Origin of the sequence: Streptomyces sp. NPDC006326 (genome assembly GCF_040612915.1) — a bacterium.
In the GTDB taxonomy this organism is placed as follows: Bacteria; Actinomycetota; Actinomycetes; order Streptomycetales; family Streptomycetaceae; genus Streptomyces.
This window is the reverse complement of record NZ_JBEXRC010000045.1, coordinates 23,704-39,648: the sequence shown is the minus strand read 5'-3', so window position 1 is coordinate 39,648 and position 15,945 is coordinate 23,704. Positions and strand designations below refer to the sequence as shown.

At 74.1% G+C, this 15,945-nt stretch carries 12 protein-coding genes; 8 read left to right on the top strand and 4 right to left on the bottom strand.

Annotation, left to right across the window (positions count from 1 at the left end):
• Positions 1-31: 31 nt before the first annotated feature.
• The 7 genes from ABZ128_RS28370 (at position 32) to ABZ128_RS28340 (ending at position 8,902) form a co-directional block, all read left to right on the top strand.
• Positions 32-994: an OB-fold domain-containing protein gene (locus tag ABZ128_RS28370; protein ID WP_356851844.1), complete on the top strand. Its 963-nt coding sequence runs from the start codon at positions 32-34 to the stop codon at positions 992-994.
• Positions 994-2,064 carry a thiolase domain-containing protein gene (locus tag ABZ128_RS28365; RefSeq protein ID WP_356851842.1) on the top strand — a complete coding sequence of 357 codons (1,071 nt, stop codon included), beginning with the start codon at positions 994-996 and terminating at the stop codon, positions 2,062-2,064. Before ABZ128_RS28370 ends, ABZ128_RS28365 begins: the two co-directional genes overlap by 1 nt.
• Positions 2,061-3,236 carry a thiolase domain-containing protein gene (locus ABZ128_RS28360; protein WP_356851841.1) on the top strand — a complete coding sequence of 392 codons (1,176 nt, stop codon included), beginning with the start codon at positions 2,061-2,063 and terminating at the stop codon, positions 3,234-3,236. Before ABZ128_RS28365 ends, ABZ128_RS28360 begins: the two co-directional genes overlap by 4 nt.
• A 132-nt stretch (positions 3,237-3,368) precedes the next feature.
• Positions 3,369-3,608, top strand: coding sequence for a DUF397 domain-containing protein (locus ABZ128_RS28355; RefSeq protein ID WP_356851840.1), 240 nt, complete (start codon positions 3,369-3,371; stop codon positions 3,606-3,608).
• A gap of 200 nt (positions 3,609-3,808) precedes the next feature.
• Positions 3,809-6,502 (top strand): AAA family ATPase, encoded by a 2,694-nt coding sequence (locus ABZ128_RS28350; RefSeq protein ID WP_356851838.1) that lies wholly within the window; start codon positions 3,809-3,811, stop codon positions 6,500-6,502.
• Positions 6,499-7,611, top strand: coding sequence for an ABC transporter substrate-binding protein (locus ABZ128_RS28345; RefSeq protein ID WP_356851837.1), 1,113 nt, complete (start codon positions 6,499-6,501; stop codon positions 7,609-7,611). Before ABZ128_RS28350 ends, ABZ128_RS28345 begins: the two co-directional genes overlap by 4 nt.
• A gap of 790 nt (positions 7,612-8,401) precedes the next feature.
• Positions 8,402-8,902, top strand: a complete 501-nt coding sequence (locus ABZ128_RS28340) for a hypothetical protein (RefSeq protein ID WP_356851877.1) — start codon at positions 8,402-8,404, stop codon at positions 8,900-8,902.
• Positions 8,903-8,940: 38 nt separating this feature from the next.
• Here the strand turns inward: ABZ128_RS28340 and kstD are convergent, their stop codons facing one another.
• Together kstD and ABZ128_RS28330 are read right to left on the bottom strand one after the other, a co-directional pair.
• Positions 8,941-10,803: a 3-oxosteroid 1-dehydrogenase gene (gene kstD, locus ABZ128_RS28335; protein ID WP_356851835.1), complete on the bottom strand. Its 1,863-nt coding sequence runs from the start codon at positions 10,801-10,803 to the stop codon at positions 8,941-8,943.
• 209 nt (positions 10,804-11,012) lie between these two features.
• Complete coding sequence (locus ABZ128_RS28330; protein ID WP_356851834.1) at positions 11,013-12,137, bottom strand: aminoglycoside phosphotransferase family protein; 1,125 nt, start codon at positions 12,135-12,137, stop codon at positions 11,013-11,015.
• Positions 12,138-12,363: 226 nt separating this feature from the next.
• On the opposite strand from ABZ128_RS28330, the gene ABZ128_RS28325 reads away from it, so the two are divergent.
• Positions 12,364-13,842, top strand: coding sequence for a hypothetical protein (locus ABZ128_RS28325; RefSeq protein WP_356851833.1), 1,479 nt, complete (start codon positions 12,364-12,366; stop codon positions 13,840-13,842).
• Between the two features lie 84 nt (positions 13,843-13,926).
• Here the strand turns inward: ABZ128_RS28325 and ABZ128_RS28320 are convergent, their stop codons facing one another.
• Both ABZ128_RS28320 and ABZ128_RS28315 read right to left on the bottom strand, forming a co-directional pair.
• Complete coding sequence (locus ABZ128_RS28320) at positions 13,927-15,357, bottom strand: SpoIIE family protein phosphatase (protein ID WP_356851831.1); 1,431 nt, start codon at positions 15,355-15,357, stop codon at positions 13,927-13,929.
• Between the two features lie 185 nt (positions 15,358-15,542).
• A complete protein-coding gene (locus ABZ128_RS28315; protein WP_356851830.1) occupies positions 15,543-15,791 on the bottom strand; it encodes an SCO4226 family nickel-binding protein in 249 nt (82 codons plus the stop codon).
• Positions 15,792-15,945: the final 154 nt, after the last annotated feature.

Below are 15,945 nucleotides of genomic sequence, written 5' to 3'. Positions count from 1 at the left end.
CGGAGTCCGCCCGGAGAATCGGAGAGCCCTCATGACAGCAGCCGCGTCCCCGCCCGAGGTGCTGCGCGCGCCACTCGTCGTCGAGTTTCCCTTCACCCGGTCCCTCGGGCCCGTGCAGAGCGCCTTCCTGACCGGGCTGCGCGAGCGCGTCGTACTCGGCGTGCGTACCACCGACGGCACCGTGATGGTCCCGCCCGTCGAATACGACCCCCGTACCGCCGAGGAGATCCGCGAGCTCGTCGAGGTGGCCCCCACCGGCACCGTCACCACCTGGGCGTGGAACGGCCGGCCCCGCCCCCACCAGCCCCTGGACACCCCCTTCGCCTGGGCCCTCGTCCGCCTGGACGGCGCCGACACCGCGATCCTGCACGCCCTCGACGCACCCGGCCCCGAAGCCGTGCGCACCGGCATGCGGGTACGGGTGCGCTGGGCCGAGGAGCGCGCCGGGGCGATCACCGACATCGCCTGCTTCGAACCGTACGAAGGCCCCGCCGAGCACGAACCCGCCCCGCACGACGGCGACTTCGCCAACGCCGTCACCGGGATCACCGCACCGGCGCGTCTCGACTACACGTACAGCCCCGGCCGCGCCCAGACCGCCTACATCAACGCCCTCGCCGAGCAGAAGACCGTCGGCGAGCGCTGCCCCTCCTGCCACAAGGTGTACGTGCCGCCGCGCGGCGCCTGCCCCACCTGCGGGGTCGCCACCACCGACCGCGTCGAGGTGGGACCCGCCGGCACCGTCACCACCTTCTGCATCGTCAACATCAAGGCCAAGAACCTCGACATCGAAGTCCCCTACGTCTACGCCCACATCGCCCTCGACGGCGCCGGCCTCGCCCTGCACGGCCGGATCGGCGGCATCCCCTACGACCAGGTCCGCATGGGCCTGCGCGTGGAACCCGTGTGGACCGAGGGCGGCCGCTACCCCGACCACTACCGCCCCACCGGCGAGCCGGACGCCGACTACGACGCGTACAAGGAGCTCATCTGATGCCCCGACCGACGGCCCGATACGCCCGCGAGGTCGCCGTCGTCGCCTTCGCGCAGAGCGACCACCTGCGGCGCACCGACGAGCTCAGCGAAGTCGAGATGGTGATGCCGGTCCTGCACCAGGTGCTGGAGCAGACCGGCCTGAAGGCCGGAGAGATCGGCTTCACCTGCTCCGGCTCCAGCGACTACCTCGCCGGCCGGGCGTTCTCCTTCACCATGACCCTGGACGGGGTGGGCGCCTGGCCGCCGATCTCCGAATCGCACGTCGAGATGGACGGCGCCTGGGCCCTGTACGAGGCCTGGGTCAAGATCCAGACCGGCGAGGCCGACACCGCGCTCGTGTACGCGTACGGGAAGACCTCACCCGGATCCGTGCGCGACGTCCTGACCCGCCAGCTCGACCCGTACTACCTGGCGCCGCTGTGGCCCGACGCCGTCGCCCTCGCCGCCCTCCAGGCGCAGGCGCTGATCGACGCGGGGGAGAGCGACGAGGACGCCCTCGCCGCCATCGGGGCCCGCAGCCGGGCCGCCGCCGCGCAGAACCCGCACGCCCAGCTCCGCGGCGCCGTCCCGCAGGGCGACTACCAGGTACGGCCGCTGCGCACCGGCGACTGCCCGCCCGTCGGCGACGGCGCGGCCGCGGTCGTCCTCGCCGCGGGGGACACGGCGCGGCGGCTGTGCGCGCGGCCCGCCTGGATCACCGGGATCGACCACCGGATCGAAGCGCACGGCCTGGGCCTGCGCGACCTCACCGACTCCCCGTCGACCCGGATCGCCGCCGGACACGCGGGCGTCTTCGACGCCCCGGTCGACACGGCCGAACTGCACGCCCCCTTCTCCTCCCAGGAGGTCGTGCTCCGCAAGGCGCTCGGACTCGGCGAGGCCGTCACCGTCAACCCCTCCGGCGGGGCCCTGGCCGCCAACCCGGTCATGGCCGCCGGCCTGATCCGGATCGGCGAGGCCGCCGCCCGGATCCACCGCGGCGCGTCCGACCGGGCCGTCGCCCACGCCACCTCCGGCCCCTGCCTCCAGCAGAACCTGGTCGCCGTCCTGGAAGGGGACCCCGTATGAGCACGTCGGGCAAGGAGCCGGTGGCCGTCGTCGGCATCGGCCAGACCAAGCACGTCGCCGCCCGCCACGACGTCTCCATCGCCGGCCTGGTCCGGGAGGCGGCCGCCCGCGCGCTCGCCGACGCCGAGCTGACCTGGGCGGACATCGACGCGGTCGTCATCGGCAAGGCCCCCGACTTCTTCGAGGGCGTGATGATGCCGGAGCTGTACCTGGCCGACGCCCTCGGCGCGGTCGGCAAGCCCATGCTGCGCGTCCACACCGCCGGATCGGTGGGCGGCTCCACCGCACTGGTCGCCTCGAACCTGGTCGCGGCCCGCGTCCACCGCACGGTGCTCACCCTCGCCTTCGAGAAGCAGTCGGAATCCAACGCCATGTGGGGCCTGTCGCTGCCCGTCCCCTTCCAGCAGCCCCTGCTGGCCGGCGCGGGCGGCTTCTTCGCCCCGCACGTACGGGCGTACATGCGGCGCACCGGCGCACCCGACACGGTCGGCTCGCTGGTCGCGTACAAGGACCGCCGCAACGCGCTGAAGAACCCGTACGCCCACCTGCACGAGCACGACATCACCCTGGAGAAGGTCCAGGCCTCGCCGATGCTGTGGGACCCGATCCGGTACTCCGAGACCTGCCCCTCCTCCGACGGGGCCTGCGCCATGGTGCTCACCGACCGGGCGGGCGCGGCCCGCTCGCCGCGGCCGCCGGCCTGGGTGCACGGCGGGGCCATGCGCAGCGAACCCACGCTGTTCGCGGGCAAGGACTTCGTCTCGCCTCAGGCCGGCAAGGACTGCGCCGCCGACGTCTACCGGCAGGCCGGGGTCACCGACCCGCGGCGGGAGATCGACGCGGTGGAGATGTACGTGCCGTTCTCCTGGTACGAGCCCATGTGGCTGGAGAACCTGGGCTTCGCCCAGGAGGGCGAGGGCTGGAAGCTCACCGAGGCCGGGGTCACCGAGCTGGACGGCGACCTCCCGGTGAACCCCTCGGGCGGAGTCCTGTCCACCAACCCGATCGGCGCCTCCGGCATGATCCGCTTCGCGGAGGCGGCGCTCCAGGTCCGCGGCCAGGCGGGCGAACACCAGGTCCCCGGAGCCCGGCGGGCGCTGGGGCACGCGTACGGGGGCGGCGCACAGTTCTTCGCGATGTGGCTGGTGGGGGCGCAAGCGCCCGTCTCCTGAGGACGGTTGCGGCGCGTGCGCCTCCCGGGGGGCGGGTGCCCGACCGGCCACGCGTGACGCACCGTGGTCTGTGCGACACCCGCCGCGATGGTTAACCTGGCCCCCGGACGACGTACCGGGAGGAGCACGCACGTGGCCGAGAGCATGACTTCGCAGCCCCTGGCCGGCTGGGGCAAGCCGGACCTCGATCTCAGCGGGGCGGACTGGCAGTCCAGCAGCCGGGGGGCGGGCGACGTCCAGATCGCCTTCGTCGAGGGGTTCATCGCGATGCGCAACAGCGAGCGCCCCGAGAGCCCCTCGCTGATCTTCGCGCCGGATGAGTGGCGCAGGTTCGTCCTGGACGCGCGGGGCGGCGAATTCGACCTGACGTAGCCCCGCGCCGCAGGCGGCGTACCACCGGGCGCGGCCGCCGCTCCGGTGGCGCCGCCCCGGGCCCGGCCGGGGGCGGAAAACCGGTCTCGATCTTTCCCGGCAGACGGCCTCGCGCCCCCGCACGCGGGCGTACGCTGATCCCCGAACCGGTCTGGGGGGTACCAGCCATGACGGATCGCCGGACCCGCACACGGCGCACGATGTTCGAACGCGAGGCAGAGCTCGCCACGGTGGACGAGGCCTTGGACCAGCTCACCGGCACCGGAACCGGCCCCGGCCCCGCCTCCGGCAGGGGCGGTGCGCTGCTCGCCTTCTCCGGCCCGGCCGGCCTCGGCAAGACCACCCTCCTCGCCGAAGTGCGCCGCCGCGCCCGCGCCCGCTCCTGCACCCTCCTCGCCGCCCGCGGCGGCGAACAGGAGCAGAGCCAGCCCTTCCACGTCGCCCGCCAGCTCATCCAGCCCCAGCTGGCCGGCCGCTCCGAGGAGGAACTGCGCGCCGCCCTCGGCAGCTGGTACGCCATCATCGGCCCCGCCCTCGGCCTCTGCGCCCCCGACCAGGGCGCCCCGCCCGATCCCCAGGGCCTGCGGGACGGCCTCGACTGGGTGCTGACCCACCTCGCCGTGCAGCGCGCCCCCGTCGTCCTCGTCCTCGACGACGCGCACTGGGCCGACCCCGAATCCCTCTCCTGGCTCGCCGCCTTCGCCCCGCGCGCCGAGCACCTCCCGCTGCTCCTCGCCGTCGCGTACCGCCCCGACGAACTGCCCCCGCACGCCGATTCCTTCCGCCGGCTGCCCGGCCGGGCCGGACAGCGCCCGTTCGCCCTGGCCCCGCTCACGGCGGACGCCGTCTCCACCCTGGTCCGCGAAGCGCTCGGCGACCACGCCGACGACGCGTTCTGCCGGGAGGCCTGGACCGTCACCACCGGCAACCCCTTCGAGGCCGTCGAACTCACCGCCAAGGTCCGCGACGAGGGCCTGGCCCCCGTCGAGGCCAGCGCACCACTGCTGCGCGACCTCGCCGCCGCCCAGCGGGGCAGCGGCCTCGTCGCCCGCCTGCACAGCCTCGGCCCCTCCACGGTGCGCTTCGCCTGGGCCTGCGCCGTGCTCGGCACCGCCATCCCCCAGGAGCTCGCCGCCCGCGTCGCCGGGCTCGGCTCCGAGGAGGCCGCCGACGCGACCGGCCGGCTCCGCGGCGCCCGCATCCTGTCCGGGCCGGCCGAAGACCCCGACGCGGGACTGGAGTTCGTCCACCCGCTGATCGCCACCGCCCTCTACCGGGCCATCCCGGACGCGCTCCGGGTCGCCCTCCACGGGCAGGCCGCCGTCGCCGTCGTCGACGCCGGGCTCGGCCCCTCCGCCGCCGCCCGCCACCTGCTGGAGACCCACCCGGAGAACGACCCCTGGGTGGTGCGCATCCTGCGCGAGGCCGCCGCCGAGAACCTGCGGGCCGGCGCTCCGGACGCCGCCCGCCGCCAGCTCGCCCGCGCCCTGCGCGAGCCCCCGGACTTCGACCAGCGGGCCGCCGTCCTGTACGAACTCGGCTGCGCCTCCCTGCTCACCGAACCCGCGAACACCGTCAACCACCTGCGCGCCGCGCTCGCCGAACCCTCCGACGACCCCGCGCTGCGCCAGGGCATCGTCATCCGGCTCGCCCAGGTCCTCGCCCACAGCGACCGCCTCGCCGACGCCTCGCAAGCCCTCGCCCGGGAGATCCCCCACACCCCGGACGTACGGGCCCGGCTGCGCCTGCAGTCCGAACAGTTCATGTGGGACGCCTTCAACGCCGCCGAGACCGGCTCCCCGGCCCGCTCACGGCGCCTGGCCCGGCTCGCCGACCGGCTGACCGGACGCGACCTCACCGAGCGGTACGTGATCGGCCTGCGCGCCTGGGACGCCTGCCTGCGCGGAGAGCCCGTGGACGTCGTCCTGCACCACGCCGACCGGGCCCTGGACGGCGGGTTCGGCTGGGCGCACGAGGACCGTGGCTTCGAGGTGCCCGTGCTCGCCGCCATGGTCCACATGTACGCCGACCGGCCCTGGCGGGCGGAGGAGCTGTTCGACGCGGGCACCGCCGAGTTCGAGCGGCAGGGCTGGCGCGGGGCGCACCTCTCCTTCGCGTACAGCCTGCGCGCGTACATCCGCTACCGGCGCGGGCGGCTCGTGGAGGCGGAGGAACTGGCCCGGGCAGGGCTGGGGCTCGCCGAACGCGTGGGCCGGCGCACCCCCGTCCACTGGTACGCCATCGCGATCCTCATCACGACCCTGCTCGCGCGGGGCCGGGTCGAGGAGGCCTGGGCGCTGGCCAGGGAGCACGACTACGGAAAGCCCTTCCCGGCTGCCGTGGTCTTCCCCGACTCCCAGACCGTCTACGCCGAACTGCTCCTGGCCCGCGGGGAGCGCAAGGCCGCCGCCGTCGAGCTGGAGGAGGTGGACCGGCGGCTGACCCCGCGCGGCATCCAGAACCCGGCCTGGTGCCCCTGGCAGCTGCACCTGGCCCGCGCCGTGGCCGCGGACGCCCCGGACCGCGCGCGGGCCCTGGCCGGCGACGCCGTCCGGCGGGCCCGGGCCTTCGGCGCGGCCTCCGCCATCGGGCAGGCCCTCGGGGTGGCGGCGGAGGTCGCGGAGCCGCCGGACCGGGAGACCCTGCTGCGTGAGGCAGTGGCCCAGCTGTCCGCATCCCCCGCCGGATACGAACTGGCCCGCGCACTCGCCGCCTTGGGGGCGGAGCTGCGCGACCGGGACCTGCTGACCCGGGCGGTGGCGGCGGCGCGGGAGTGCGGCGCGGACGGACTCGCGGCCGAAGCGGCCGCCGCCCTGCCGGGGCACGGCGCCCCGCCCCGGCGGGATCCGGGCACACTGCAACCGAATCACCACACGGGGGACGCCACCGCATGAACACGCCGCCATCGCAGGCCGCAGCGGCGCCGACGGGCGGGTCATCCGTCCGGATCGGTGCTCTCGTTCCGCTCACCCGGCCCGGCTGGGCCGAGGCGGGCCGGCACCTGCTCGCCGGACTCGACTTGGCCGTCCGCGAGGTCAACGACACCGGCGGGATCGCCGGAAGACCACTGGAGCTGGTGGTCCGGGACACCGCGGCCGATCCGCAGAGGGCCGCCGCGGCCGTGGACGAACTGGCCCGCCTGGGCGTGGCCGCCGTGGCAGGGGAGTACCACAGCGTCGTCGCCCGCGCCGCGGCCGCCCGGGCCGACGCCCTCGGCCTGCCGTTCCTCTGCTCGTCCGCGGTGCTCGACGTACTCACCGAACGGCCGACGGAACGGGTCGCCCGCCTCGCCCCGCCGCAGTCCCGCGGCTGGCAGGTCTACGCCGACTTCCTCCTCGGCGCGGGCCACACCCGTATCGCCGTGGCAGCCGAACCGAGCGTCTACTGGGCGTCCGGGACCCGCATCCTGCGCAACCGCCTCGCTCCGCGCGGCGGCACCGTCATGGCACTCGATGCGCGCGCGCTCACCCCCGCGGCCGTGTGCGACGCACTCGTCGACCACCGTGCGACAGCCCTCCTGCTCCTGGTCGGCCACCCGGACCCGGCGGTACCGCTCGTCCAGGCCGTCCGCCGCGACCCGCGCCTGACCGGGCTCACGATCGGCGCTCCGGCCGGACAACCGGAGTTCTCCGCATGGGCGGAGCTGCTGGGCGACGACGGCGCCGGGATCCCCTTCCTGCGCTACCTCCCCGAGCGCCTCACCCCACTCGGTGCCCGCGTCGAGACGGCCCTGCGCCAGCAGCTGGCCGAAGCGCCCTCCTTCGTCGCCTTCGAGGGCTACGACACGGTCGCCGTCCTCGCGGAGGTGCTGCGCTCTCACGGCCCGGACCGGGCGGGCACGGCCGCATCCTGGGCGGGCGTCGCCGTCGAAGGCACCCGCGGGCGCATCCGGTTCTCCCGCACGCCGGGCATCAGCGTGTGGCAGTGGACCTGGCCGCCGGTCCAGGTCGTCGACCGCGATCCGAGGGACCCCGACCGCTTCCGGATCCTCCGCTCCGGCTGAGGCGCACCGGTTCCGCTGCTGCTCTCCGCGGGTTCGGTGGGCACGCCCGTGCGGGCGGCGAGGCGGCGGACGAGTGCGCGCGCCGCGGCCTCCCGGCCGGAATCCGCAGGCCGGGGCTGCCGAGTCCGCCCCCACGCTCCAGAGGGAGGCACGGTCCGGCAGAGCGCGTGCTGCCGATTCCGCCGACGTCACGGCCCGTGATCCGGGTGCGGGGAGTCCTGGTCGAGCAGGTTCCACCGGTCCGGCTGCGCCGAAGGCGCGGGACCGGCATCGAAGACCTCGGCCCCTCGGTCCCCGCCCGACCGGCACCGAGCTCAAGGCCCGCGCCGGAGGGGCCGGCGGACTGGTTCGCCGAGGGGGCGCGCGGGGTGGCGGGACTGTTCCGGGAGCCCTCGGGCCGGACGTGCCGGTCCGGCTGCGGATGCGGGCGATCGAGCCCGCCCGACACCGCTGGGACGCCCAGTCCCTCGCCGGGGCGCCGGCCCCGCCGGGACGGGGCGAGCGGGGCCGCTTCCGGCTCGTCGACGGTCCGTGGTCCCGGACGGTCGTCCTCGTCGGCGACGCGGTGCGGCTGGAGCCGGGGTCCACCGCGCCGGTTGGTTTCCCGGCCATGGCCCTGCGGGTCACCGGCGACGCCACCCGGCTCCAGCACCACGTCCCGCCGGTCCCGCCCGTCAGAGGAGCGGTCCGCCCGAGGTGCCGGCGCGGCACCCCGGGCGGCCCGGACGGGGCCCCGCCGGGGCGGGGGCCCCGCGGCCGGAAAACCCGCCCGGCCACGTACCATGGCGGCATGTCCTTCCTCCGCCGCAACCGCGCCGCCACACCCGCCGGCCCGGACTTCGACGTCCTGGCCATGGACCCGGGGGACTGGCCGGGCAATCTCGGGGCCGGGCTGCTCCCCGCTCCCGACGGCAGCTGCCAGGGCGTCTTCCTCCGCTACGACCTCTTCGGCGGACGCGGCCCCGCAATGATCATCGGCAACCTCCCCGAGGGCTCTCCGGCCCGGGACCTCGCCGAGGGCCAGGTCCCCTTCGAGGTGGCCCAGCTCCTCGACGCCCTGGAGAACGAGGAGGACGTCGAGGTCACCGGCGTCGAGGACTGCCCCGTGATGCAGGGCGACAACCTCCTCATCGTCCGGAAGATCAAGCTGTCCGAGGGCCGGATCAGCTGCGTGCAGTTCGACCGCAGCGACAACGTGCTGGTCACCATCGCCAGCTGGGACCGGCCCATCACCGATGACCTGTACGCCCTCCTGAAGCCGCTCCCCGCCGAGCTCTTCCAGCAGGGCTAGCGGGCCCACAGCCCGCGCCCCGCCCCCCCCCGCACCGCCTACACGTCCGCGATGTCGTTCGCCGCCACATAGCCGAACGTCATCGCGGGGCCGATCGTCGAACCCGCCCCCGCATAGCTGTGGCCCATCACCGCCGCGCTCGCGTTGCCCGCCGCCCACAGACCGCGGATCACCGAGCCGTCGGGCCGCAGCGCCCGCGCCCGCGCGTCCGTGACGATGCCGCCCTTGGTCCCCAGATCACCCGGCACGATCTTGAAGGCGTGGAACGGCGGAGCCCAGATCGGGGCCAGGCACGAATTCGGCTGGACCCCCGGGTCGGTGTAGTAGTGGTCGTACGCCGTGTCCCCCCGGTGGAAATCGGGGTCGGTGCCCGCCCACGCCTGCGCATTGAAACGGTTGAGCGTCGCCCGCAGGGCCCCGGCCGGCACGCCGATCTGGCCCGCCAGCGCGTCCCAGGTCCACGCCTTCTTCGCCGCGCCGGCCTCGTACCACGCGTCCGGGAAGACCAGGGTGGGCAGGACGTCCTTGAACAGGTACTTGTTGCGGTAGTTCTGATCCACGATCAGCCAGGCCGGGATGTGCGAACCGGCCGCACCCCGGTCCTTCTCGTACATCACGTGCACCACGTCGCTGTACGGCGCCGCCTCGTTCACGAACCGCGCCCCCGCCGCGTTCACGATCAGCCCGCCCGGCAGGGTCCGTTCGGCGAGGCAGAAGTACGGCTCGCCCGGCAGCGGGATCGACGGGCCCCACCACGCGTCCTCCATGAGGGCCAGAGCCGCCCCCGCCCGCTGCCCTGCCCGGATGCCGTCCCCGGTGTTCTCCTTCGCGCCCACCGACCACTGCGTGCCGATGGGCTGCTGCTGGTACTGCGCCCGCATCTGCGCGTTGTGCTCGAAACCGCCCGAGCCGATGACCACGCCGCGCCGGGCCCGTACGACGCCCCGTACGCCCTCCTTCTCCACCACCACCCCGGTGACCGCCCCGCCCTCCTGGACCAGGTCCACCAGCGGGCTGTTCAACCACACGGGAACGCCCGCCTGCAGCAACCCGGCCCGCAGGCCGGCCGCCAGTGCCTGCCCCATCGTCAGCGGCTTCTGCCCGCACAGCGCGGCCTTCGTACCGCGCGCCAGGCATTCCGTGGACACCGCCAGCCCCTTGGCGTTCACCGCCGCCAGGTTCAGCCACTTGTAGTCCTGGCTGAAGACCACCATCCCGGCCGGGACCGGCATGTACGCCGGGTTCAGCCGGGCGAGTTCACCGCCCAGCAGGTTGCCGTCGAACTGGTCGGGCTCGATGGACCGGCCGTTCGCCAGCCCGCCCGGCAGGTTCGGGTAGTAGTCGCTGTACCCGTCCATGTAGCGGAAGCGCAGCGGACTTCTTGCCATCACGAAGTCCAGCATCCGCGGCCCGTTCGCGAGGAACGCCGCCTGCCGGTCGGCCGGTACGTCGGGGCCGACGACCGCCGCGAGGTACGCCGCCGCCTTCTGCGGGGTGTCGGGCACGCCCGCGTTCAGGATCACCGAGTTGTTCGGCAGCCAGATCCCGGCCCCCGACCGCGCCGCCGAACCGCCGAAGGTCGGCGCCTTCTCGACCACCAGCACGCTCAGCCCCCGCCCGGCTGCCGTGAGCGCCGCGGTCATCCCCGCCGCCCCCGACCCGACCACGACCACGTCGTACTCGCCGAGGGGGGCGGCGCCGGAGGCCCGCGCGGCGGCGGAGGGCAGGACCGTCGCCGCCAGCACCCCGGCCCCCGTCCCGGCGAGGACCGTCCGACGGGAGGGCAGGACGGGCGGCGGCGGGCCGGCGGACGGCTCGGAGACGCACGGCTCGGAGGCGGACGCCGCGGCACCGGACGGCGCGGCAGCGGGCGGCAGGGCGGAAGCAGGGCTCGCGCTCATGGGCAGGCTCCAGCGGGGTGGGGACGAAGGGGCGGCGGCTCCAGCGCAACTGATGCCGGGTCAGAAAAGGTGTTCGGGGGATCATGTGATGTCAAGGCATGCGCAGCCATGGCGAGACGGCCCGGAACGCACGAAATCCCGTGGTACGCACAGCACGTGCGTACACCACGGGATTTCCGTACGGGAGGAGCAGCTGCGGTCCGCCGGGATCAGCGGGTCCCGACCACCGCCCGTACCGCCCTGCGGGCCATGCCGCAGTCGTCGTGCAGGCGGCGCAGCAGCAGCCGCTGCTCCTCACCGGAGGACAGGGCGCCCGCCGGCAGCGGCTGGGTCGGGGCGGCCGCCAGCATGGAGCGCTGGACCGCCGTCTCGGACATCCGGATCTCCCTGGTCAGCACCAGCATCAGGTTGACCAGGAAGGCGTCCCGGGCAGCCGGGCCGGCCGCCTGGGCCAGCCGGCTGATCTGGCTGCGCGCGGCCGGGGCGTCGCCCAGCACCGTCCACAGGGTGGCGAGGTCGTAGCCCGGCAGGTACCAGCCCGCGTGCTCCCAGTCGAGCAGCACCGGCCCGGCGGGGGACAGCAGCAGGTTCGACAGCAGGGCGTCGCCGTGGTTGAACTGCCGTTGCACGCCCGCCAGTTTCAGCCCGCGCAACAGGCTCTGCAGATCACCCAGGTCCCGGTCGGTGAGCAGCCCCAGCTCGTGGTACCGCGCGATCCGCTGCGGGTAGTTCAGCGGATCCCCGAACAGATCGGTCGGCGGACGCCACTGGTTCACCCGGCACACCGCTCCCAGGGCGGCCCGTACGTCGGCCCGCGGCGGGGCCTCCACGGGGTGCCGCTGCAATGCCGCGACCCGGCCCGCCATCCGCTCGACCACCAGCGTGCAGTTCTCGGGATCGGCGGCGATCAGCCGCGGCACCCGGACCGGCGGGCGGTGCCGGACGAACGCCCGGTACGTCGCTATTTCGTGCCGGTACCGCTCGCGCCACTCCGGCGAGTGGTCCAGTAAAACCTTCGCGACGGCGGTCGTCCGCCCGGTCGTCCCCACGAGGAGGACCGACCGGCCGCTGCGCCGCAACACCTGCACCGGCGCGAACTCCGGACAGATCCGCTGCACCGAGGCGAGCGCGGTGCGCAGCTGCGCCCCTTGCGGCCCCGACAGGTCGATTCTCCCGCTGAGCGGCTGCGAGCCGGTCCCCGGCATCCGCCGCGCCCGTACGGAGCCCTGCGCCGGTGCCGCGGGGCGGCCGGGTTCGAGGTAGGGGCCGCCGCCTGCCTGGAGCGTGCGGTGCGGCCGGACCGGGGCGGACACGGAGGACGTTGATGCGTACATGAGTTACGGATCCCTTCGTGCGCCGACGAGTTCGAACGCCGCCCCGCCCGTCCGTACTTCACCCTGGGGAGTTCCGCCGGTGACCGGGTCGGGGAGGCGCATTCCTACCTGACACCCGGCCGTGGGTGGCGGACCATCTTGCGTGCCCTGGCGAAGCCTGGCGAATAGTCGCTGGGCATCTGACGGCGGGCTACTGTCAAGTCAGCCGAGAACCTGGGGGCTTGACGTGAGCAGAGGACCAAACACCCGCCTGAGCGACCTGTTCGGCCTGGCCGGCTGGTCGAAGGGCGAGCTGGCGAGGATGGTCAACCGGCAGGCGGCCGCCATGGGCCACCACCAGCTGGCCACCGACACCTCGCGGGTGCGGCGCTGGATCGACATGGGGGAGACCCCGCGCGAACCGGTTCCCACCGTGCTGGCAGCCCTGTTCACCGAGCGGCTCGGTCGTGTCGTGACCATCGAGGACCTCGGGTTCGTACGGCAGCGGCGCACCACCAAACGGCAGCCGGACGGGGCGAAGGAGAACCCCGACGGAATGCCCTGGGCGCCCGAACGCACAGCCGCGGTCCTCACCGAATTCACGGGAATGGACCTCATGCTCAACCGTCGCGGTCTGATGGGCGCGGGAGTCGCGCTCACTGCCGGCTCCGCCCTCAGCAAAGCCATGCACGACTGGCTGCACACCGACCCCCGCACCGCACAGGACCCAGGCTTCGGCGAGGCCTTCCAGGCCGACCCGGCGAGCTACGACCGCTACGAGGCCGCCCCCATCGGCTCCGAGGAGATCGAGGCCCTGGAGCGGTCCGTCGAGGTCTTCCGTGCCTGGGACGCCTCCAGAGGCGGAGGACTGCAGCGCAAGGCCGTGGTCGGCCAGCTCAACGAGGTCGGCGGGATGCTCGCGTACCGCCATCCCGACCACCTGCAGCGGCGGCTGTGGGGGGTGGCGGCCAACCTGGCGGTGCTGGCGGGCTGGATGTCCCACGACGTGGGCCTCGAACCCACCGCGCAGAAGTACTTCGTGATCGCCGCGCACGCGGCGCGCGAGGGCGGGGACCGGCCGCGCGCCGGCGAGGCGCTGTCCCGCGCCGCTCGCCAGATGGTGCACCTCGGCAAGCCGAACGAGGCCCTGGACCTGATGAAACTGGCGCAGTCCGGCTCGGGAGAGCAGACGCTTCCCCGCACCCGCGCCATGCTGCACACCATCGAGGCCTGGGCGCAGGCCGCGATGGGCAAGGGGCAGGCCATGCGCCGCACCCTGGGCGAGGCCGAGGAGCTGTTCGTGTCGGACAAGGGCGCTGTACCGCCGCCCTCGTGGATGCAGCACTTCGACGAGGCCGACCTGCACGGCATGCAGGCGCTGGCCTTCCGTACGCTCGCCGACCACGACCCGTCCGCCGCCCCGATCGCGCAGCGGCACGCCAGGGAGGCGCTGCGGCTGCGTTCCGGCGGCCACCAGCGCTCGCAGATCTTCGACTACATCTCCATGGCCTCGGCCTGCTTCCTCGCCGACGACCCGGAGCAGGCCGACCGCTACGCCCGCCTCGCCCTGGTGTCGATGAACGAGACCTCCTCGCACCGGACGTGGGACCGACTGCGCGAGATGTACCGGCTCACCGGCCAGTACGCCGGGTACGCGCGCATCGAGGACCTGCGCGCGGAGATCAAGCTGGCCCTTCCCAACGGCCCGGCGCAGCGCAGCGTCTAGAAGAGTAAGGCCGCGCCGGTCGGCGCGGCCTCGTGAGGCGGATCGCGGTGCGGGTGGCGGGCCAGGCCGGGCCGCCAGGGCGGATCAGCCGCCGATCCGGGCCACCAGGACGCAGGCGTCGTCCTCGCGCTCGCTCTCGCCGAACTCCTCGACGACCATCCGTACGCAGTCCTGCGCCGAGCCCGCCGCCCCGAACCGCGGCGCGAGGGCGAGGAGCCGCTCGGTGCCGTCCGCCCGGCTGAACTCGATGCTGCGCGGGGTCAGCCCGTCCGTGTGCAGGACGACCACGTCGCCCGCCTCCAGCTGCTCTTCGGCCTGCCCGTACGCCGCTCCGGAGGTCGCTCCCAGCAGGACGCCCTCGGGCGGCTGCAGGGCCCGGCCGGAGCCGGCGCGGAACAGCAGCGGCGCGGGGTGGCCGGCCTGCGCCCAGGACAGGACGCGGCGGGTGGGGTCGTAGCGGCAGCAGACGGCCGAGCCGAGGGCCGGCTGGACCGAGGTTTCGAGGAGCTGGTTGAGCCAGCCCATCAGCGGGCCCGGTTCGATGCCGGCCATGGCCATGCCCCGCAGGGCGCCGAGCATCATCGCCATCCCGGAGGTGGCGGTCACGCCGTGGCCGGTCAGATCGCCGACGGTCAACAGCGAGCGCCCGTCGGGGAGTTCGAGGGCGTCGTACCAGTCGCCGCCGATCAGGGCGCTGGTCGCGGAGGGGAGGTAGTGGGCCGCGACGTCGAGCGAGCCCGCGGTGTGGTGCGGGAACCGCAGGGAGCCGCGCCACGGGGGGAGCACGGCTTCCTGCAGCTCGACCGCGAGCCGGCGCTCGGTCTGGGCGATCTCCCGCCGGCGCTGGAGCGAGTCACGGGTTTCGCGGACGGCGCGCTGGCTGCGGCGCAGTTCGCTGACGTCGCGCAGCACGGCCCACATGGAGGCCGTGCACCCGTCGGAGTCGAGTACCGGTTCTCCGCGCATGTGCAGGGTCCGGACCCGGCCGTCGGCCCGGACGATGCGGAACTCGCCGTCTATGGGCTTGCCGTCGACCAGACAGGCCGTCACCATCGCGGTCAATAACGGCTGGTCCTCGGAGAAGAGGGTGGAGCCGAGCTCGTCGAGGGGAAGCGGGCCCGCCTCGGGGGACCGGCCGAAGATCTGGAACAGCTCGTCGGACCAGGTGACCTCGTCGGTCAGCAGGTTCCACTCGGCGCTGCCCACGCGGGTCTCGTGGCCCTCGCCGCCCGTTTCGGCGGGCGGCTCGCGCAGGAGCTCGACCTGCTCGTCGGGTGCGGGCGGCAGGCCCTCCTTGAGCTGGCCGAGGTGGGCACCGAGGTCGTCCAGGTGGTGGACGGCGAGGTCGCACAGTGCGCGCTGCCAGCGGCCCTGGGCGTCGTCGTCGTCGACGACGGTGTCGCGGCGCACCGCGTCCACCTCGCCGCGCAGCCGCCGGGTCTGCGAGATCAGTGCGTCCACCGACCCGGGCTCGGGCGGCTGCGCGGGACGGTCCGCGAACAGGTGGGACGGCATGAGAACTCCGATACAGGCGCGGCACGGCCAAGTCTGAAAGAAGGACCGGTTACGACTGTTGCACAGCCCGCCACGGCCTGTAAGGCGTTTGGCAACATCCGTAACGTCCTTGCTCCAGACATATGCCAAGGGCCTCCCGGTCCTCCCTCACCTGTGCGAATGTTTCCGGTCGCCCTCCCGGGCCGCTAGACCGTGATCGGCACGGCGTGGATCTCGCTGGCCGGGTGCCCGGTGCGCTCGTGGATGCGCATGACCGCGTCGGCCGAGGGTGCCTCGGACAGGCAGTAGACCGTCCCCGACTCCGGGTCGGCCCAGGCCTTTTCGAAGTGCACCTTCTCGTCCCCTTCTATGGCCAGGTCCGCGTTGTGGGCGGCCAGCAGCTGGGCCTCGGTGATGCCCTTCATGCCGTGGTGGACATCCATGTACTTCGTCACCGCCGCACACCTCCTTCTTCCGGTCTCCGCGCGGACGGGTGTCTCTTCCATGGTCCGCCCATGGCCGGAAATGCGCTGCCCCGCAGGAGGCGGATCGAGCGAACGGCCGAAGAACGGAGCCAGGCCGCGCCCCGCCCCCCGAACACCGTCCCCC